This is a genomic window from Bacillus sp. USDA818B3_A, assembly GCF_009928415.1.
Lineage (GTDB): Bacteria > Bacillota > Bacilli > Bacillales > Cytobacillaceae > Neobacillus.
In genome coordinates this window covers 1-20984 of record NZ_JAABNN010000013.1, presented here as the reverse complement: position 1 = coordinate 20984, position 20984 = coordinate 1, and the positions used below count along the sequence as shown (strand labels likewise).

Annotated in this window: 19 protein-coding genes and 1 pseudogene; 12 read left to right on the top strand and 8 right to left on the bottom strand. The window is 36.7% G+C overall.

Annotated features, from left to right (window positions below):
- Positions 1-48: 48 nt before the first annotated feature.
- From GXK58_RS18165 to GXK58_RS18145, 5 genes are all read left to right on the top strand, one after another.
- Complete coding sequence (locus tag GXK58_RS18165) at positions 49-1203, top strand: histidine kinase N-terminal domain-containing protein (RefSeq protein WP_160724592.1); 1155 nt, start codon at positions 49-51, stop codon at positions 1201-1203.
- Between the two features lie 113 nt (positions 1204-1316).
- Positions 1317-1865: a GNAT family N-acetyltransferase gene (locus GXK58_RS18160; RefSeq protein ID WP_160724591.1), complete on the top strand. Its 549-nt coding sequence runs from the start codon at positions 1317-1319 to the stop codon at positions 1863-1865.
- Between the two features lie 177 nt (positions 1866-2042).
- Positions 2043-3353, top strand: a complete 1311-nt coding sequence (locus tag GXK58_RS18155; RefSeq protein ID WP_160724590.1) for a hemolysin family protein — start codon at positions 2043-2045, stop codon at positions 3351-3353.
- Positions 3354-3541: 188 nt separating this feature from the next.
- On the top strand, positions 3542-3943 hold the full coding sequence (locus tag GXK58_RS18150) for a MerR family transcriptional regulator (protein WP_160724697.1): 402 nt from the start codon (positions 3542-3544) through the stop codon (positions 3941-3943).
- 61 nt (positions 3944-4004) lie between these two features.
- Complete coding sequence (locus GXK58_RS18145; protein WP_160724589.1) at positions 4005-5357, top strand: hemolysin family protein; 1353 nt, start codon at positions 4005-4007, stop codon at positions 5355-5357.
- A 288-nt stretch (positions 5358-5645) separates the two neighbouring features.
- Here the strand turns inward: GXK58_RS18145 and GXK58_RS18140 are convergent, their stop codons facing one another.
- Positions 5646-5942 (bottom strand): hypothetical protein, encoded by a 297-nt coding sequence (locus GXK58_RS18140; protein ID WP_160724588.1) that lies wholly within the window; start codon positions 5940-5942, stop codon positions 5646-5648.
- A gap of 484 nt (positions 5943-6426) precedes the next feature.
- On the bottom strand, positions 6427-6960 hold the full coding sequence (locus GXK58_RS18135) for a hypothetical protein (RefSeq protein ID WP_160724587.1): 534 nt from the start codon (positions 6958-6960) through the stop codon (positions 6427-6429).
- Positions 6961-7190: 230 nt separating this feature from the next.
- Here GXK58_RS18135 and GXK58_RS18130 point away from each other — a divergent pair, with 230 nt between their 5' ends.
- The 3 genes from GXK58_RS18130 to GXK58_RS18120 all read left to right on the top strand — a co-directional run bounded on the left by GXK58_RS18130 (position 7191) and on the right by GXK58_RS18120 (position 9666).
- Positions 7191-7802 carry a DUF3939 domain-containing protein gene (locus tag GXK58_RS18130; RefSeq protein ID WP_160724586.1) on the top strand — a complete coding sequence of 204 codons (612 nt, stop codon included), beginning with the start codon at positions 7191-7193 and terminating at the stop codon, positions 7800-7802.
- Between the two features lie 101 nt (positions 7803-7903).
- The gene (locus tag GXK58_RS18125) at positions 7904-9160 is read left to right on the top strand and encodes a DUF445 domain-containing protein (RefSeq protein ID WP_160724585.1); all 1257 of its coding nucleotides are present in this window, start codon (positions 7904-7906) and stop codon (positions 9158-9160) included.
- A 137-nt stretch (positions 9161-9297) separates the two neighbouring features.
- The gene (locus tag GXK58_RS18120; RefSeq protein WP_160724584.1) at positions 9298-9666 is read left to right on the top strand and encodes a cytochrome-c oxidase; all 369 of its coding nucleotides are present in this window, start codon (positions 9298-9300) and stop codon (positions 9664-9666) included.
- 159 nt (positions 9667-9825) lie between these two features.
- Here the strand turns inward: GXK58_RS18120 and allD are convergent, their stop codons facing one another.
- Positions 9826-10851, bottom strand: a complete 1026-nt coding sequence (gene allD, locus GXK58_RS18115) for an ureidoglycolate dehydrogenase (protein ID WP_160724583.1) — start codon at positions 10849-10851, stop codon at positions 9826-9828.
- A gap of 310 nt (positions 10852-11161) precedes the next feature.
- On the opposite strand from allD, the gene GXK58_RS18110 reads away from it, so the two are divergent.
- Positions 11162-11842: a GntR family transcriptional regulator gene (locus tag GXK58_RS18110; RefSeq protein ID WP_237389711.1), complete on the top strand. Its 681-nt coding sequence runs from the start codon at positions 11162-11164 to the stop codon at positions 11840-11842.
- 181 nt (positions 11843-12023) lie between these two features.
- On the opposite strand, the gene GXK58_RS18105 is transcribed toward GXK58_RS18110, so the two are convergent.
- Both GXK58_RS18105 and alaP read right to left on the bottom strand, forming a co-directional pair.
- The gene (locus GXK58_RS18105; RefSeq protein WP_160724696.1) at positions 12024-12824 is read right to left on the bottom strand and encodes a 5'-nucleotidase, lipoprotein e(P4) family; all 801 of its coding nucleotides are present in this window, start codon (positions 12822-12824) and stop codon (positions 12024-12026) included.
- A 149-nt stretch (positions 12825-12973) separates the two neighbouring features.
- Positions 12974-14374, bottom strand: a complete 1401-nt coding sequence (gene alaP, locus GXK58_RS18100; protein WP_160724581.1) for an alanine permease AlaP — start codon at positions 14372-14374, stop codon at positions 12974-12976.
- A gap of 346 nt (positions 14375-14720) precedes the next feature.
- Between alaP and GXK58_RS18095 the strand changes: the two genes are divergently transcribed.
- Together GXK58_RS18095 and ald are read left to right on the top strand one after the other, a co-directional pair.
- Positions 14721-15953, top strand: coding sequence for a PucR family transcriptional regulator (locus GXK58_RS18095; RefSeq protein WP_160724580.1), 1233 nt, complete (start codon positions 14721-14723; stop codon positions 15951-15953).
- A 134-nt stretch (positions 15954-16087) separates the two neighbouring features.
- Positions 16088-17221: an alanine dehydrogenase gene (gene ald, locus GXK58_RS18090; RefSeq protein WP_160724579.1), complete on the top strand. Its 1134-nt coding sequence runs from the start codon at positions 16088-16090 to the stop codon at positions 17219-17221.
- A 43-nt stretch (positions 17222-17264) separates the two neighbouring features.
- On the opposite strand, the gene GXK58_RS18085 is transcribed toward ald, so the two are convergent.
- Positions 17265-18677, bottom strand: a complete 1413-nt coding sequence (locus GXK58_RS18085; RefSeq protein ID WP_160724578.1) for a SpoVR family protein — start codon at positions 18675-18677, stop codon at positions 17265-17267.
- 94 nt (positions 18678-18771) lie between these two features.
- On the bottom strand, positions 18772-19746 hold the full coding sequence (locus GXK58_RS18080; RefSeq protein ID WP_237389710.1) for a M14 family zinc carboxypeptidase: 975 nt from the start codon (positions 19744-19746) through the stop codon (positions 18772-18774).
- A 151-nt stretch (positions 19747-19897) separates the two neighbouring features.
- Between GXK58_RS18080 and GXK58_RS18075 the strand changes: the two genes are divergently transcribed.
- Positions 19898-20152 carry a YhdB family protein gene (locus tag GXK58_RS18075; RefSeq protein WP_160724576.1) on the top strand — a complete coding sequence of 85 codons (255 nt, stop codon included), beginning with the start codon at positions 19898-19900 and terminating at the stop codon, positions 20150-20152.
- Between the two features lie 101 nt (positions 20153-20253).
- Here the strand turns inward: GXK58_RS18075 and GXK58_RS18070 are convergent.
- Positions 20254-20984: pseudogene (locus GXK58_RS18070) on the bottom strand (phospho-sugar mutase); the annotation flags it as partial.

Here is a 20984-nt window from a genome sequence, read left to right as displayed (position 1 = left end):
GAATTAATCATGATAATCAGTTCGGTTAAAATCATAGGAGGAAAAACCATGTTTACGGGAGAACAGACAGATTTAATTACTTTTTTTGTACGTAACAAAGAGCAAATAGTTCAAGAATGGGAAAAAGCCATCATGATTGATCATAAGGATCCATTTAAAGGGAAAATTCGCGAAAATGGCGAAGCCCTTTTAAATATCATTCTTTCTATGCATAATGTATCAAAGGAAGAATTATTGAAGGTAATCGAAAAAATCGCTATAGATATATCTGAGGAAAGGGTAATGGCAGACATTAACATCGGTGATTTCGTCTATAATGTCAATATTGGCAGAACCATTCTATATAGCTATTTAAGTAAAACAGGGCTCACATGGCCAGAATTACAAAAGTCCATAAATGACATTAATTTTTGCTTTGATAAATTTTTATTTTTTGCTGTATCGCATTATTCTGAAGCAAAAAATAAAATTATTGAAGAAAAGACAATGTTCATTGACTCCACACACCAAGATCGCTTAACACTTCTTGGTCAAATGACGTCAAGTTTCATTCATGAATTTAGAAACCCGCTTACATCTGTGCAAGGATTTATACAGCTGCTCAAAGCTGATTATCCAAATATGAGGTATTTGGATATTATCTCAAGTGAATTAGATCAGCTAAACTTTCGCATCTCGCAGTTTCTGCTGCTTTCGAAGAAAGAGCTCATTGGTAAAGAAAAAGTATATTTTAAATTAAATAATTTGATCGATGAAGTATTGAATTTCCTCTACCCTAGTATTTTGGACGGTAAAGTGAAAGTCCAAAATCATATCAGCGGTGATTTTTCTTTAAATGGCTATGCGGATGAGATCAGACAGGTATTTATTAATATCATTTTTAATGCCATTGATGCCTTGAATCATCATGGGGTACCCAATCCAACCATAGAAATAAAAAGCGGGCTGAAAGAAAATAAAACGATAAAAATCAGCATTTCAAACAATGGGCCTGTTATTCCAGCCGAAATGCATAAAACCATTTTTGAACCTTTTTTCACCACAAAAAAACTGGGGACAGGCCTTGGCTTGTTTGTATGTAAGGAAATTATTGAAAAACATAAAGGTGAGTTAACCTGTGACTCTTCTCAAGATAAAACCACCTTTTCCATTTACCTGCCCGTTGCTTTAAAGTCTGATGAAGAGAAAGAACTAAATCCATAAAGCAAACCTGAATCCCACTTTTGATAAGCAGGGATTTTTTTCTATTCATTCATCTCCCGTTCCGCCCTTCCTCCGCATATGATGTACCAAAATGATCATCAGGAGAATGGCCTATGTTTACTTTAAAAGTGGATCATGAAATCGAACTTCAATTGTTTCAGCGTCACCACGCTTTAAGTCTGTATAAGCTTATTGAAGAAAATCGAGAACATTTGCGGGAATGGATGCCATGGGTAGATAGTATGGCTTCCCCCTATCAAATAGAAACAATCATTCCTGTATGGCTAAACCAATTTGCTGAGAACAGTGGGATGAATGTTGGGATTCTTTACCGGGGGGAGCTGGCAGGCTCCTTAGGATTGCACCAAATTGACTGGTATAACAGTATGGCAAGTATAGGGTATTATTTGGCAAAAAATGCAGAAGGGCATGGTATTATCACCAGATCAGTTAAAGCCTTACTAAATTATTGCTTTTTTCAATTAGGATTGAACAGAATAGAAATTCGCTGCGGTGTAAAAAACAATAAAAGCCGCGCCATTCCAGAGAGGCTTGGATTTGTTAAAGAAGGCATTGTACGGGATGGTGAACATTTAAATGGGCATTTCCATGATTTATTCATATACAGCATGCTAGCGCGTGAGTGGAATTCAAGAATATAGAACCATGGGCAGCCCAGGCTGCCTTTTTTCAGTCCTCATTTGATAATAATGTCCATTTTTGAAATAATAAAGAAAACTTTTTGGATTCATAAAGTTAGAAGTTTATTTACAGGGAATAATGTTTAGATAGAGTAAAGTAAGTGAGGTGGCATGCCTTACCTTTTTGTAAGGTGATAAATGATTTGGATGAACGTTATTATTATTGCAATCTTGATTACCTTTACCGCATTTTTTGTTGCATCAGAATTTGCCATGGTAAAAGTACGGACAACCAGAATAGATCAGCTAATTTCAGAAGGAAACAAAAAGGCTGAAGCGGCCAAAAAAGTGATTTCTAATCTAGATGGATACTTATCTGCCACTCAAGTTGGCATTACAATTACATCCTTAATCTTGGGCTGGCTGGGAGAGCCAACCATACGTAAAGTATTAGAACCTATCTTCGATTGGATCGAATTACCGCTATCATTAAAACAAGTTATCTCATTTATTCTCGCTTTTGCGATTATAACCTTTTTTAACGTTGTTATTGGGGAATTAGCGCCAAAAACGTTTGCGATTCAAAAGTCAGAACAAATTATTATGCTTTTCGCAAAACCTATGATTGTGTTTTATCGACTGATGTATCCCTTTATTTGGGTATTAAACCGGTCGGCCCGGTTGGTCACAGGACTTTTCGGTATTAAACCTACTTCTGAGCAAGAGATTGTATTATCAGAGGAAGAACTGCGGATGATTCTTTCGCAGAGCTACGAAAGCGGCGAAATCAATCAATCAGAATACAGTTATGTGAATAATATTTTTGAATTTGACGATCGAATTGCAAAGGAAATTATGGTACCAAGAACGGAAGTAGTTACACTTTCAAGGGATGCAACTATGGATGAGATTATCGAAATTGTCCGTGAGGAAAAATATACACGCTATCCTCTTATTGATGGTGATAAAGATAATATTCTAGGAGTAGTGAATATTAAAGAAGTTCTAACCGATTGTATCCAGCAAAAATGCGCAGGAGAACAACCACTGCTTCCTTACATTAAACCTGTGATTCATGTGATTGAAAGTATACCTATTCAGGAATTATTAGTAAAGTTACAAAAAAACCGCTCTCATATGGCCATTCTATCTGATGAATATGGCGGTACGGCCGGGATAGTCACTGTAGAAGATATCCTCGAGGAAATTGTGGGTGAAATCCGTGATGAATTTGATTTGGATGAGCTTCCGCTTATTCAGAAAAAAGGGGAAAATCATTTTATCTTAGATGGGAAGGTCTTGATCAGTGAGGTAAATGATCTTCTTGGCACTACACTTGAAGAAGAGGAAGTTGATACCATTGGCGGATGGTTTTTAACACAAAAGTTTGATATCAAAAAAGGCGACACAATTAATAAGGAAGGTTTCACCTTTCAAATATTAGAAAATGAAGGCCACCATATTTTATATATTGAGGTAAACAAGGTCGAAAGCAGCGCTTCTGAATGATGGAAGCGTTTTTTATGTCGATATTTTTGTAATATTAAGTATTTTTTACTCATACTTATTGGATTTCTCCATAAAATATAAGTATCATTAACTATCTAAACTAGAACGTTTGACTGTATGGTTTAAATTATTTATAATTATTATTAATTTTAAAATTTAAGAGGTGATATGATGGGGCTGTCTATCGAATTGGTGAAATAGCAGAAATAGCGCATGTGTCAAAACGAACTATTGATTACTATACGTCTATTGGCTTATTAAAGGCAGAACGCTCAAAGTCAAATTACCGCATTTATTCGGATGAAGCATTGGATGACTTGAAATTTATAGAGGAATGTAAAAACCTGCATTTTCCTTTAGACGAGATTAGAAGAAAACTAGAAATGCGCAAAGCAAAGCACTTACGTCAATCAGAGGTTGAAAAGCATGTTAGTGCTGTAACGCAGCAAATGAAACAGTTGAATAGCGACTTGTTTGACCTCATCCCCATCTTAGAAAAATTGGATGAGGAACAGAAAGAAAAGCTGACCAGCAATCTTAGTCTGCTCCGGACAGCTCTTATGAAATCACTTTTAAGTGTAACGACTTAATTTTTTTATTAAACTGGGAGGTGACTCCTTACCCGTCTATTAGCGGGATAAGGGAACTTATTTGGACATATTTAACTTGGTTATTATAGCCATTTTAATTGCCTTAACTGCCTTTTTTGTAACTTCCGAATTTGCCATTGTCAAAATTAGAAGTTCAAGAATTGATCAGTTAATTGAAGAAGGAAATTCGAGGGCTGTTTCCGCAAAAAAAGTGATATCAAACTTAGATGAATATCTATCTGCTTGTCAACTGGGTATAACCATAACTGCCTTGGGATTAGGTTGGATTGGGGAATCGACAATCGAGCATTTGCTTAGCCCACTTTTCCTAAAATTGAACTTGCCTGAGAGCGCAACGCAAATATTTTCAGTTGGGATTGCATTTGCGACCATTACTTTCCTTCATGTTGTGGTTGGGGAGCTAGCACCTAAAACTCTTGCTATTCAAAAGGCAGAATTGATTACCTTAGTCATGTCACGTCCCTTAATCTTATTTTATAAGATTATGTACCCTTTTATTTGGGTACTAAATGGGTCTGCACGGATTGTTTCTAGTCTTTTCGGGTTAAAGCCGGTATCGGAAAATGAAATTGCCCATACGGAGGAAGAACTTCGAATTATCCTGTCTGAAAGCTATAAAAGTGGCGAAATTAACCAATCAGAGTTTAAGTATGTAAATAAAATTTTTGAATTTGATAATCGGATTGCCAAGGAAATCATGGTACCTCGAACAGAGATGGTTTCGTTATCAAAGGACGATTCATTAGAAACATTTCTTCAGGTCTTACGGGAAGAAAAATTCACCAGATATCCTGTCATTGATGGCGATAAAGACCATATTATTGGTTTAATCAATATCAAGGAAATCATGACTGATTTAATAGGCAATGAAAATCTCTCATCACAAACTCTAGAAAACTTTACTCGACCAATTATTAGAGTAATAGAAACGATTCCTATTCATGATTTATTGGTTAAGATGCAAAAAGATCGTGTTCATATGGCAGTTTTAATGGATGAATACGGCGGGACATCAGGACTGGTTACAGTTGAAGATATCCTAGAGGAAATTGTCGGTGAAATTCGGGATGAATTTGATATGGATGAGATTCCAGAAATTCGTAAGATTAAGGAAAACCATTATATTATTGATTCAAAGGTCTTAGTAAGTGAGATTAATGATTTACTAGGTGTTGAGATTGATGATGAAGATATAGATACGATAGGCGGCTGGATTCTAACCGAAAATTATGAGGCTAAAGAAGGCGATATCATCCTTCATGAGTCCTATACATTCAAGATTCTAGATATGGAGGATCACCATATTAAGTATATTGAAGTAATAAAAAAAGCTCATAATGAAGAATCGACTCTTCCTCAAGTTTCAGTAGCAAAATCAGAAGTCCTTTCATAAAGATCTAAAAATAGACCGATGAATTCGGTCTATTTTTATTGAATAGGCTGTGTTAAAGAAAATTGTTGATCTTTAAACCAACTGTTGATTGGAGCGGAAGGCACGAAGACTCCTGTGGGAGTACGGTTCAGGGGAGACCCCGGAGGCGCAAGCGCCGAGGAGACTCACCGAAACGCCCACGGAAAGCGAAGTGCCTGGAGTGGAAATCAACAGCCAAGTTTAACACAGCCTTGGAATAAATAATTAAAATAAAAAGACTGTATAGGATACACAGTCTCCATTCAACCATTACTTGTTTTTTGAAATCATCATCTCTTCTTCTAACTTCGCTATCTTTACTAAATGGGAGTCAAGACGACGATTTATATGCTGAATTCCATTGTTGTGTTTATCTTCAATTCGCTCTAGGGAATCTTTTATATCAGACAAGTCGATTTGGTTTACCTCAACCCTATGTTCAATACTATCCATTTTTTCTAACCTCGAGAGTCTTTTTTCAATGGTTTCCAATGTAGCATTAAAAGTTTGGATTAAGCTTATTAAATCCAGTTCGTTCTCTGGTAACTTTTCAAATTTCACTTCCATTGAACAAACCTCCCTTCATTTGTTACCTCTATCTTAACATCGTTAACACTATAATTATGTTACAAAATCAGCACATCCGTATTAGAAAAGTGCTTTTCCTGCACTTATTCATAAAGTTGTCAACAAAAGGAACAAAAGCGTAAGCGCCTTGAACAGCCTAAGGCAAGCATAAGACGAGCCGGCCGAAAGGTTTGCTTTTTAACCTTTTGGACGGATTGACCTAAATGTGGAGGCGAATGCCCTGGGACGACAGACTAAGACGCACCCTGCAAGAAGGCGCTTTTTGCCTTCTTCAGGGGGTGGCTTAGGCTTCAGTCCCAAGGAGCCGTAACTGGATAAGCTTGTGACCTCGAGGGGCTAGGCGCTGGAGCTGGACGTCGACAGTCCTTTTATTAACAGTTATCCACAAGCGGAAATTTTATAATTTTCCTAAAGGAACAATAAAAGACCAGCTTTTGAATGAGCTGGTCTTTTTGGTTATTGTTTAGTTTACTTGCTTGCCTAGAGTTGGTGGAAATAATTTAGCACTTTCAAAAACTTTTCCAAGTTTTTCTTCTCCTTGTGCAAATAAATCATCCCCAGCAGTAAGTGAAGGTGTATCTTTTTTCAGTTCATCAGCTTTTGCCTGGTAGGATGCAGCATAGTCTTTTAAAGCAGCATCAAGATCACTTTTTTGATCTTTAAGTGTTCCAGGCACTTGAACGCTGTTTAATTCAGCAGCAACAGCTGCAGCCGATTCACTCGCTTTTGCTTTTTCCTCAGCCGTTGGCAATTCTTCAGGTGCAGCATCTTCCTTAGTTGCCTTTGCCATATATGAATTTAAGTCAGCATCTTTTGCATTGATCTTATTGCCAATTTCCATATAGAATTTTACTAATTCCTTTTTAACATCCACTTTAGGTGCTGCTGTTTCTTTTGCCGTTTCCTTCTTTTCATTAGTTGACTCGTCATTTGCTGAGCAGGCAGCTAACCCAATAGCCATAATAATGGCTGTTAATGATAATAAAAACTTCTTCATTTGTAAACCCCCATTTTCTCTTTATAATGCCTTGAATATTTTACACTAAATTCTCTGACGAAAAAAGATAAAAAAGGGGTCAAAATTAATTTTTTTGCTTATCATATAAAGAATAAAAGAGGTTATTCTATTAACAAAATATTATTTTTAGTATAATAAAGATGACATAAACTTCCAAACTTTCAAGAGTCCGTCCGTTTCAAAACTAATAAAGAAAGGGGTTGGATATCATGGAAGCCATCCTACTATTTCAAACGTTTCAAGTTACTTTCTCCTTTATTTTAGCAGCCATTCTTTTCATTGGGGTTGTTGTACCAACGGTATATTTAATTGTTCGTAAATACTTAAAAACCCCATTCAAAGGAGAAATCACCGAATTTACTGACAGTGATTTAATTATTGATTACCCAACGATTGATGTTACCCTCGACCATGTTCGAAAGGCGGTCAGAGAATTTTCAGATAATCTGCCTAAAGGAGTGTTTCGAACCATCTTAGTGCAAGAGGATAATAGCATTGATTTTGAACAACTTGCTCCCCATCTTGGCGGTATTCCTAATAAAAGTTTTTATATGTCCAAAGAAACATACGATTTATTTGAAGAAAGTGAAAAACATATACCAAGTGAAATGGATATCGTCCAAAAAGCCGTAGACCAATATGTAAGAGATAAAAAGGAATTCCCGATGCTGCCTTTTGACCCAGAGCACCGGGTAAATTATTATTTGCTCCTGCAGGAACATTATTTAAAAAAAGCACCTGCCATACAATTTTATATTACCGATCTTGATGGTTTAATTACACATATTAAGACTGAGCATAAAAACTCCTCTCAATTCTGAGAGGAATTTTTGCTTTTGAGAGGTTTTTTTTTGCTTTTTTTTCAAGCTTATTGAGATAATAGCACTAATACAGAAAATTATATTTAAAAAGGGGTACAAAAATGGTAAAACAGAAAAATAAATCGCAGCACTTAGCGACTATTTCTCTAGCTATCATGGGAGTAGGGTTTATTGCTACCATTCCGTTACAGCACTCATTTTGGGGAAGCATCCTCCAGGGTGGTTTTGAAGCGGGGCTTGTTGGGGGGTTAGCTGATTGGTTTGCTGTAACAGCTTTATTTCGGCATCCGCTCGGTATTCCCATACCACATACAGCACTGCTGCCAAAGAACCGGCAAAGAATTACTGAAGGAATTATCTCCATGCTTGAAAATGATTGGCTAACAAAAGAAAGTATTCGAAAAAAGATCAATACCATTGGTTTCACAAAAAAGTTAGTAGAAATTATCGGGTTAGAAATTAATACTAAGGCGGTCCAAACCAACATTGTTACGTTTATTCAACACTTGATTAAAAAAATTGAGTTAACAAAGTTAACACCTATAATTGAAAAAGAATTAAAGGCTCAATTAAGTGACTGGGACGTAAAAAAATACCTGCCTTTATTACTTGATCAAGTAACTGAACGCAAATATGATGAGAAGACCCTTGATTATGTCCTTAAGGAAATAGATGAATGGGCAGCGAAGGATTCCACTAAGTATAAGCTGGGCGGAATGGCTGTAAATGCCGTGGAAAATATTAAAGCAGATGGCTTTATGCAGTTTGCGTTAAAATCATTTAGTAACTTGGTTAACGAAGAAAAATTGGGTAATATCATTCAAAGTTTGATCCAAAAAGGAGTATCGAGTTACCGCGATTCCAATAATCCTAATCGTCAAACCTTACTTATTCATATCCGTAACAAGCTTACTTCCATTAAGACGGATGAAAAAATTTATGAGGAGCTTTCTAGTTTAAAAACTTATGCGATTACTAAATGGGAGCCTCAAGATCAAATTAATCATTTTTTAGGACAGTTTCAGCAAAAAGCAATTGATTTTGTGGGAGATGATGCCTTTTTAACGGAGTACTTACTTCCATTTATCCAAGATAATTTAAATGAATTAGTCAACAACCCGGAAAAAGTAGATGCCGTTGATTCATGGATTAAATCAAAACTCTCAGCTTTTGTTGATGAAAATCATTCTAAAATAGGAAAACTTGTCAAAGAAAATTTAGATAGATTAGATGATAAAACATTGATTAATATGGTTGAAACTAATGTAGGAAAAGACCTTCAATGGATAAGAGTAAATGGAGCTGTTTGTGGATTTTTGATAGGGTTAATCTTGGTAGGTATTAGAACTTTCTTTTAAAAAGGCCTTAAGTTTTTTAAGGCTTTTTTATTTGCGTACATTAATTTTTTTTAGCTGCAACCTAGTTCTTTTTTCTTATCCCTATTCATATCTAGTACTATAGTCATTATTTTTAAATTGATAAGGGGGCAGAAAAAATGGCTGTTAAGCTTATTAAGATTTCTGTGGTCTATTTTGTTATTGGGGTACTTATTGGTATGTATATGTCGATGACAGAAGCCTTTGACTTCACACCAGTTCATGTGCATATTAATTTATTAGGCTGGATGTCAATGGCGCTGGCAGGCTTGATTTATGTTGGATTTCCAAAAGCAGCAGAAACAACACTTGCAAAGATTCATTTTTGGCTGCATAATATCTCCCTCCCTATTATGATGATTGGGCTTGCCCTTTTAGTTTCCGGCGTGGACAGTGCAGGGCCTGCAGTTGCTGTGGGCGGGACCTTAATGGTAATAGGGATCATTGTATTTGCGATAAATATCTTAAAAAATGTAAAAGAAAAATGACTATCTTAATATAGACTTATTTGTACTCCACTCCGAAGACTGAAATCTATCTTTTGGGGTGAATTTTATGGCTAAATAGATTTCAATACCCCTCATATATGCAAACGCTCAACTTAAGCGTTTGCATATATTTTGACAGGATATGGGGATATTGGAATATCACACCATTTCTTTGATTTGAATTAAGTAGTCGTATACTGTTTGGGTAACAGGAACACCATTAACAAGCCTTTCCTCTTCTCGAATCTGCTCAGGTTCTCCCGGTACCATAACCTTACTGAACCCTTTAGCTGGCGGTGTTTGATGAATTTCATCTATCATATTGTCCATATTTTCTAAGAAGGCATTACTGTCTGTAAAAACAGCTGGGTTTAACACAATCAAGAAATGACCTAGCTTGCGCTTTTTATTGTAATCACCATACATTGCAGTAATATGTGGTCCAAAAGCAGATCCCGTTAAAAGGCCTGATAGTACATCCACTACCATTGCCAGACCATATCCTTTAGGGCCCGCGAAAGGCAATAAAGCATTTACCTCATTTGGGTCAGTCGTTGGTGAACCGTTTACATCAACGCCCCAATCACTTGGTATTGATGTTTCTGCCTCTCTTGCATGAAGAACTTTACCGAACGCTACGTTACTTGTTGCCATATCTAATATAACTGGCTTATTTTTCTTAGCCGGGAAACCAAATGCGATTGGATTTGTACCAAAGTAAGGTTTTGCACCCCCAAATGGGACTACGACTTTGTCCGTATGTGTCACTGCCATACCAACCAAACCTTGCTCTGCTGCTAGTTTAACAAAGTAAGACAGTGCCCCGCAATGACTGCTGTTTATTACAGCAACTGTGCCAATACCATTCTTTTTAGCAAGCTTGATAGCGTAATCCATTGCTTCTTTAGCGATCACATGCCCAAACCCATCATCTCCATCAAAAATAGCTGAGGAAGGACCTGTATTTTTAATTGAGAACTCAGGATTTGGATTCAATCCACCTTCAAAAAGACGTTTTACATAATGCTCTGTTCGTAATACACCATGTGAACTTACACCTCTCAAATCAGCATGAACAAGTACGTCGGCAACAATTTTCGCGTGCTCTTCTACTAATCCACCTTTAACGAGCTTATTGATAACAAGATCTTTTAATTTTTCGTGATTTACAATTACATTTGTCATTTCTATTCCTCCTGTTTTTTATAATGTACAAAAAACAAACATTTTTATAAACTGAGCATTTTACATAAAACGCTTACTTCTCATTTATCTAACATGTAACATTTCACATATTACATGTTAGATGCTAAATCAATATTAATAATCAGTCAATAAATAAAAACAATTTAAATAAAAAGGTTTTTATTGTGAAACAGTTGCACAAGAAATTGACTTCATTTATCTAGTTACCCTATAATTTCATTAACTAAGTAACATATTACATGTTAGATTTTAGATGTTAGATAAAATTAGGAGGGTTACTTTGGCTGCAATGATTGAAACCTCTGCTCTTGCAACACAAATATATAAAGTACTTCGAAATGATATTATTAGCGGAACTTTTGCACCTGGAGATAAATTAGATATTATTAAATTAGCAAATAAATATGGAGTCAGTCGTTCACCCGTAAAAGAAGCGGTAAATCAACTGGTTCATGAAGGGTTAATTGAAATATTACCAAGGAAAGGAACTTACATTACCCAATTGCGATTCAAGGATTGTATAGAGGCTCTTGATGCTCGATTCATGGTTGAAACATGGTCTGCAGCACAAGCTATTAAGCATGTAACCGTTCATGAAATAGACATTTGGAAACAGATAATGGATAAAATGGATTCACTATTGATCGTACAGCCCTTTTCCTACGAATCATACAGTAAACTGGATATGGAGTTTCATCAATTATTAGTGCAATGGGCTAGGAATCAAAAGGTTCAACATATTTATTCTTCTATTAATCCTCTCATATCACTAGCACGAGTTGGGTACAGTGAAGTTTTTGAAAATAGCTTAAAAAGACACAAAGATCATCAAAATATGTACGAAGCATTAAAAAATCGTGACCTCTCCTCCTTGATTGATGCATTGCAACAACATAATGATTCCTTGAAAGAGGACCTAAAGTTACATTGGAATGAACAATTATATGGACCAATTGATGAATCAATTTAACCTGCTTACATTTTAAAGTAAAAGTTTGTCTTAAAAACAGTTGATAAACCATTGAGTATGAATACACTTAATACTAGCTTTAACTTCAACATTTAAAGATAACGCAAAACAAAAATCCAAATCATTTTACAGATGATTTGGATTTTCAAAGTCCTTTTATTGATAAAGGTAAATTAAGGATTTATCGTTTATAAATTTCTAAAAATTCCTTTCTAAGCTTGTCCTTTTCCTTGTTTGTTTTTCTATAATCATAATGATAGATGGCACCTTCCCAATCACCATACATAGGATTTGGGAATACAATTAGCTTTCGGCCAAACTCATCCTTTCGTTTGGCGGCCTCTTGTGCTCTCTCTGAAACCGTTAACCCCTCAAACCCGCTAAAATCTCCTAAGTTATCACCAAAATATAGAAGAATATCATGAGTCTTTGACACTTGAACCCGGCGCATTTCTTTTCCTTTTTCTCCAGGCTGTTGTAATAATACATGGTCAATTCTCACCTGCGGAGCACCTACAGCTATTAAATTTTTCATAGTCGGTGCTTTTTGTGCTTCATTTCGGTTAGAGATATAGAAGATATCCACCCCTCTTGCATTCGCATAGTGCAAAAATTCAATTGCCCCTGGTAGGGCCTTTGCTATCCCACGATTAAACCATTCATTCCAGCTAAAGGGAACTCCTTGGCCATGAAGGACAAACCAGGCCTGATAAGCACTGTTATCTAGTATAGTCTCATCAATATCTAGGACTATTGCAGGTTTCAAACCAAGTGCATGAACACGTTCTTTTAACATCTCATCTAATCTCATTCTCCCAATATTATAGCTTTGATAATATAAGGCTTTTGCCTCGGCTGAATTTTGAAACCAAAGGACAGACATGGTATTTTGCTTATATAAGTTTATTGAAGGACGGCTCTCCGTCTCAGCCTTTACTGTAAAGGATGAAAAAGAGAGCACAATAAATACGGATAAAAACATGCTAATTTTTTTCTTCAATTAAATACCTCCCACTATACTTTTTTAATATTATTAGTATGTGAAGGAATGTATTTTATAATTATTTTCGAATCATATTTTCCATTTAAAAAAGCAGCAAGTCCATTACAAGACTTACTGCCAATTTTTCTTTAAATGATCCTCTTTTTTACATTTGATTCTTTCATATCCCGTTTATGAAACCCTTTTAAATAATAAACAACTACTAAGAAGACAAGGAATAACGGCCCAATTACTAAAGCTATTCGCGTATCTGGGCTATAGGCCATTAAACCGATGACAAATGCTAAAAATGCTAGAGACAAATAGGATGTATACGGAAATAAGGGCATTTTATATTTAAGTGCCTTTACTTCCCCTGTCTGCAGGGTCTTACGATATCTTATCTGCGATAATAAAATGACACCCCAGGTCCAAATAGCACCAAACGTAGCAATACTCGTAACCCATGTGAATACTTTTGCCGGTACAATATAATTTAAGATTACCCCAATTAATAAAGCTCCAGCTGATGCAAGTACAGCTATTCCAGGTACACCGCTTTTCGTCACTCTGCCAAAGTTTTTCGGAGCCTCTCCGTGTTCAGCAAGGTTAAATAACATTCTAGCCGTACTGAAAATACCGCTATTACAAGATGAAAGAGCTGCAGTTAGAACAACAAAATTAATTATACCTGCAGCACCTGGAATTCCAATCTTTTCAAAGGTTAGAACAAAAGGACTTCCTTTCGTTCCAATTTCTTCCCAAGGATAGATCGACATAATAACGAATAATGCCCCAACGTAAAATAGAAGAATTCGCCAAAAGACTGTATCAATTGCTTTTGAAAGAGACTTTTCCGGATTCTTAACCTCTCCTGCGGTAATACCAATCATCTCAATTCCCAAATAGGCAAACATAACCATTTGCAATGATAGTAAGACACCCTTTATACCGTTCGGAAAAAATCCGCCATGCTCCCATAAATTTTTAATACCTGTAGCAAAGCCGCCATTGCCAATTCCAAAGATAATCATCCCGGCACCAATGGCAATCATCGCAATAATCGTAATAATTTTAATTAAAGCAAACCAGAATTCTAACTCTCCGTAGGCTTTTACTGCAAGGAAGTTGATTGCCGCCATCATCACAAGCGCAGCCAATGCCCAAATCCATCTTGGGACAGAAGGAAACCAGTACTCCATATAAATTCCAATAGCAGTAATCTCGGCCATGCAAGTAACAACCCATAAAAACCAATAATTCCAACCTGTTATGTATCCCGCAAGTGGTCCCAGATAATCCCTTGCATATTTACTGAATGATCCTGCTACCGGTTTTTGGATCGCCATTTCTCCTAAAGCTCTCATAATGAAAAACATAATTAACCCGCTAAATGCATAACCAGCCAGAATCCCGGGTCCGGCCATTTTTATTGCAGTCGCTGAACCTAGAAATAACCCTACTCCAATAGCTGCACCAAGGGACATTAGTGTTATATGTCTTTCCTCTAATCCGCGATGAAGTTCTTTGTTCTGAGTGTTTTTACTCATCCATGATCTCCCCCTGATAAAAAAACTTCTTACCCATTCATTTGTTCATAATAAGGAAATTAACAATTCATATTACAAAATAATATAATACTACTTCCAAACAATTATTGCGACGGTCTTCCCTCCCTTTTTTCTATTGTCAGCGCTTACAAATCTAGTTAAAATTAATGTGAACTTTCTTTGACATTATTTTAACATTTTTGTGAACAATCTTTTTTGTAGAATAACGAGAAAATTATCTTATCTTTTTGTAGAATTGAACTAAAGAGAAAAGTGGAAGCAATTTGACTAGTCGCTGAAGCTGGACAATTAATCATTTCTTAATAGAATTGCGGAGGTTTTTATTTTGAATACTAGACAACCGGATCCGTTTAAAGCCGCTTTTGATAGCTTAGAAGAGCTTGCAGATCTAATCAGCCAAGTTTTAAATTGCCCGATTACTATTGAGGATGCGAATCATCGCCTTCTTGCCTATAGCACCCATGATGAACGAACTGACCCGGCTAGAATATATACCATTATCGGAAGAAGAGTACCTGAGAAGGTCATCAATCAATTATGGAAAGAGGGCACAATCCCAGCATTGCTGCAAACTCGTGAGCCCATACGCGTAAAAAATATTGATGATATTGGGCTTAATAATAGAGTCGCTATTTCTATCTGGAAACAAGACGAAGTATTAGGATTTATATGGGCCATTGAAATTGATAAAACCTTAACTGAAGAGGATTTTGATCTGCTCAAAAAGGCTGCAGATTCTGCGAAAAATAAGCTATTACAGCTGCAAACGCGGAAAAATAAAAAAGAAGAGCATTCACAGGAATTCTTTTGGAAACTACTCACAGGTCATTTGCAGGGTGAAAAAGACATCTATGAGCGGTTTCAGTCGTTAAAAATATCGCCCTCTCCTTCCTTTGCGATTGCGGTTTTTCAATTTCCAGTCAACATAACAAACAAAATAGAGCAAAACATTTATTACCTTTTAAAAACAAGTCAACTGATGAAAATTATGCTCTATACAATAGACTGTAATCAGCTGATTGTCCTAATCTCTGCAGCAAATATTAGAGAGACTTCCAACAATTTAAATCACTTTGTCCAAACCTTTGTAAGAACTATGGATGAGCGGTACAGTATGAAGGGCATTACTCCTGTATACAGCAGTATTTATGAGGATTATCAAAAAATGAGCCAAGCATACAAAGAAACAATGGCTGTTTTATCAATTAAGGAGAAATTTCCTAACGAGACACAAGATATCTTTAATTATCATAAGCTGGGAATTTTCCAACTTTTTGATGTGATTTTAGAAAAAAGAAAATCAGATCCATATGAAAACCATTCTTTAAAAAAACTTCAAGATTATGACCAAAAACATAGCAGTAATTTAGTTGAAACATTAGAAGTCTTTTTAAATAATGATAACAATATTAACGATGCCGCGAAGGAACTAAATGTCCATGCCAACACCCTGAATTATCGTTTAAAACGAATTTCAGAAATTGGCGATGTTAACTTCAAGGATCCTAATCAGAAAATGCTTCTATATCTTGACTTGAAGCTCGAAAAATACAAATAGAATTTGAACATTTTGTGAAAATCTCCAAAAAGGTAAAAAACTTTTCTTCTATCTTAACAAAGAATTTCAGCAAGAAACCTTCTATACTTTAGCCATAGCTTAGAAATAGTTAAAGTTTAGAGGAGGAATTCTAAATGTATATTGGTGTACCTAAGGAGATTAAAAATAACGAAAATCGTGTTGCACTTACTCCAGCTGGAGTTGTTACTTTAGTAAAAGCTGGTCATACTGTACTAATCGAAAAGGGCGCTGGTATTGGAAGCGGTTTCAATGATGGTGATTATTCAAAAGCAGGGGCAGAAATCGTTGAAGACGTGAAAAATGTTTGGTCACAAGCAGAAATGATTATGAAGGTAAAAGAACCTTTAGAAAGTGAATATCAATATTTCCGCCCAGGATTAATCTTATTTACTTATTTGCACCTTGCAGCAGAGCCTTTATTAGCTCAAGCTCTAAAGGACAAAGGGGTTACTGCCATTGCCTATGAAACAGTGTCTATTAACAGAACACTTCCACTGCTAACTCCCATGAGTGAAGTGGCAGGCCGTATGGCAGCACAAATTGGTGCACAATTTTTACAAAAGAATAACGGCGGTCAAGGAATTCTTCTTGCCGGCGTACCAGGAGTAAACCGCGGAAAGGTAACGATTATTGGCGGGGGTATTGTTGGTACAAACGCAGCCAAAATGGCTATTGGTCTTGGTGCCGATGTGACGATTATTGATCTAAGCGCGGACCGTTTACGCCAGCTGGATGATATCTTTGGAAATCAAGTGAAAACATTAATGTCTAATCCATATAACATTGCAGAAGCCGCAGCGGAAGCTGACCTTTTAATAGGTGCTGTATTAATTCCTGGTGCCAAGGCTCCGAAACTTGTAACAGAAGAAATGGTAAAGTCAATGAAGCCTGGTTCTGTAATTGTCGATGTAGCAATTGACCAAGGGGGAATTGTGGAAACAAGCGATCATGTGACCACTCACGATAATCCTACTTTCATAAAACACGGAGTTGTTCACTATTCTGTTGCCAATATGCCAGGAGCTGTTCCGCGAACATCAACGATCGCACTGACAAACGTTACTGTACCATACGCATTAGAAATTGCAAATAAAGGGGTTCTAAAAGCCATTTCTGAAAATTCTGCTTTAAAACTTGGCTTAAATGCAGCGAATGGAGAAATTACCTATGAAGCGGTGGCAAAGGATCTTGGGTATCAGTATGTAACAGTAGAAGAAGCACTGGGAAAAGAGCTTGCATCCCTTTAAATAAAATTTCAGGCAGCTATCAAATGATAGCTGCCTGAAATATCTATAAATATTTTCGATGGACCCCTTTACCATCATAGGAGAACAGCATTCTTCTATCCTCGATGACACTTTCCATATGAACGGGCCTTCCCCAAAGCTGGTGAATATATGGAAGTACCTTTTCAAGATACTTCACATCTAATTCTACTCCCTCATACCAATGCTTTAAGTACAGTTCTCCATTCTTTAGAAAATCACCATCATTTACCGTTATATACGGGAATCCCCCATTTACCCTCATATTTACCAATTGATCGCGAATGTGTTCCCATTCTTTATCAACGATTTTGTAATCTCTTCCCTGCTTTTGGAAAAGATACATATCCTCCCTCATCACAAGGTCTTTGTTTAAGTAATTACGAAGAAATGAAATATCGGATTCAACTTCGCGAACCTCAAACATCTTTTCTCGGCCCGATCCCGGCTGAACGCCCCTCCTTCTCATCTCTTCTGTTGGATTATTATACCGTTCTTCTATATCCTCAAAAATCTTAATGCCCAGGTAGTAAGGGTTGATACCTGTTTTGGATGGCTGAACCACTCCTGCATTTAGTTTTGCAAATTCGATTGCTTCACCGCTTGTTAATTCCATTTCCCTTAATATCCGCTGGTGCCAATAGGAAGCCCAGCCTTCGTTCATTATCTTTGTTTCAAGCTGCGGCCAGAAATAAAGCATTTCCTCACGCATCATGGTTAAAATATCACGCTGCCAATCCTCTAGCTCTCGGCTAAAGGTCTCAATAAATAATAAGATGTCCTTTTCAGGTCTTGGCGGGAACTTCTTTTTCTTCGGCGGCTTAGTTACCGATTTATCCTTATCGTCAAGTCCCCATAAATCATCATAGGGTGTTACACTACGCTGCTCGTCTTCCTCTTGATCATCATCCGTGATCGACCATGAAAGTTTCGGTCTCATCAGAGAAGGATCAATATGCTCATCGATGGCCAACACAGCATCTAAAAAGGTTTCTACTTCTCTTTTTCCATATTGAATCTCGTATTTATGGATGCGTTCAGCCGTTGCTGCCATACTTTCAACCATATCCCGCTTCGTATTTTGGAAGCGGACATTGTTTTTGAAGAAATCACAATGCGCCAAGACGTGAGCAACAATTAACTTGTTCTGTATAAGGGTATTTGAATCCAGCAAAAAGGCATAACAAGGATTAGAGTTGATTACCAGCTCATAAATTTTACTAAGCCCCAAATCATAATGCAGTTTCATTTTGTGAAATTGCTTCCCAAAGCTCCAATGTGAGAAGCGGGTTGGCATACCATAAGCACCAAAGGTATAAATGATTTCTGCTGGACAAATTTCATAACGCATGGGATAAAAATCAAGGCCAAAGCCGTTGGCTATTTCAGTAATTTCTTGAATTGCATATTCTAGCTGCTTACGATCTTCTACTTTCATTCCTCACTCCCCCTTTTCCTCTTAACACAATGTATGAAGAAAAGATAGGATTGATGAGAAAGATGCAAAAAAACAATGGCAAGTTCTTATTTTTTCAGTCTTTTGCCAGTCTACAGAGTAACAGTCCCACACTTTTGTTACGTTTCCACTCTTTCCTAAAGACTGACAGCGGCGGGTTTGTCTCCCCCACCAAGTAGCTGATTTCAATTGTCATTGCTGGTTTATGATAGGTTGTAATAAACCAATCCGTGAATCCGCCCCCGACAGCATCAGGGTCTGGCTCTGCTAATTTATAGCCCGTCGCTCTAGACACCTTTTTGGCCACCCGATAATCGCGCTTTAAATGTTTTCCGTTTTTATAATTCCAAAAAATTTCTCTACCCGCTGTATGATAGGCCACAGCAATAGAAGGATTAATTTCATCAATAAATTGAGTTAAAGCTATTACCTCTTTGGACTCAAGAGGTTTTATCCCTCGATAAAATGCATAGCTTGGCTTTGATGGTTCTGGATTAAGCCTTTCCCAGCCTGCTGGGTATTGTCTGTTTAAATCTACTCCCAGCCCATTTGCCTTCCACCTTTTAAACGACCTGGCGCCTTCATTCATCTGGATCAAGCGCTGTTTGTGTTCGATAGGAAATGATTCTAAATTATTTTGCTGAATCTCGACACCGTCAGGATTTAACATAGGTATAAACCAAATGGAAACCTCATTAAGGATATCCGTAGACCTAAATCCAACTCTATTACCGTTCTGGCAGGCTTCTGCATAGGTCTCCAGCATGTTCATTAAAAGCATGCTTGTCAGCCATTCACGTCCATGATGAGAACCAATTAAAGTAATATTCTTTTCTCCCTCCCCCAGTTTTATTGCCCAAATCTCTTTCCCAAAATGAGTCTTACCGATCGATTTGACTTCAATATGCTGTTTATATTTTTGGTTTAATTTTTTTATATCCTGTTCAAGGCTTTGATAGGAGTATGGTTTATTACTTTTAATAACCTTAGCTTCGATTCCTGTTGATATGATAGTAAATAAAGAAAAAAGGACACAAAGCAAACGGAACAACTTAAAACACCACATTTCTTAAAAATCTGATTTTTATTCAGGTAAAAGTTGAAAACAGCGTAGTTATAAGGTGTCCAACATTTTCTGTGAAAGTTATTTGGAGAATGTCATAAAATAAAGTCAACTCCTAATAAGGAGGAGGCAAACGCAAATGAATAAATTGGATTATGACCGAGCGCTTTATTATACGCACCGATCAGAGTGGGACAATTTGCTTATTCTAATGGTTCGTACAAAAGACCAATTCTTATCAAAGAAAATCGAACAATTCCTGCATGCTTATAACTTTGAACGCGATTACACCGTGATTGAAACAAAATTATATAGTCTTCTCCGTTACATTGACCATGCTAATGAATCACTGGATCCTGATGCAAATGGCTTACCGATGTATAGTCTTTCCTGAAAAATGAAGTGGATACTAATTTGCCTGAGAAAATAATTTACCGGAAAAAGGAATTCCACCAAAAAACGGCCTCCAAAAATGGAGGCCGCTTTCCCTTATTATTATTTCATTTGAACGATTTTGACTTTTTTATCAACCAATTCCATAAAATCCTTTTCAATGGTTTGCAGTTTTTGTTTACTCTCTGCCAAACTTGAACTGTTCACACCAAAATAGAACTTTACTTTTGGTTCTGTTCCAGATGGACGTAAACATACCCATGAACCATCTTCAAAAGTATATTTTAAAACATTGGACTTAGGCAGTTGAATCACTTGTTCGCCATCTTTTGTAACCCGGATACTAGTCAAATAATCCTCACTGGCATGGGTATTCAGGGAACCGAGATTTTTTAATGGCTCACTGCGGAACGAGGCTAAAAGGCGTTGAATCATTTCTGCCCCTTCTTTTCCTTTTAATGTCAATGAACGAAGCCCTTCTTGATAGAATCCGTATTTATTAAATACGCGGAGCATTCCTTCATATAGAGTTAAGCCCTGTTTTTTATAAAAAGCACAGACCTCCGTTGCTAGTAAGGCAGCTTGAACCGCATCCTTATCACGTGCAAAGTCCCCAATTAAGTACCCATAAGATTCTTCATAGCCGAAAAGATAAGAATGCTCGCCAGTTGTCTCATATTCCTTGATCTTTTCAGCAATAAATTTAAATCCAGTTAATACATCAACCGTTTCTAATTGGAAAGCTGAAGCAATCTTTCGTCCTAATTCAGAGGTAACGATCGTTTTTAAGACCACACCATTTTTCGGAAGCGTTCCTTTTTCCTGTTTCTGAG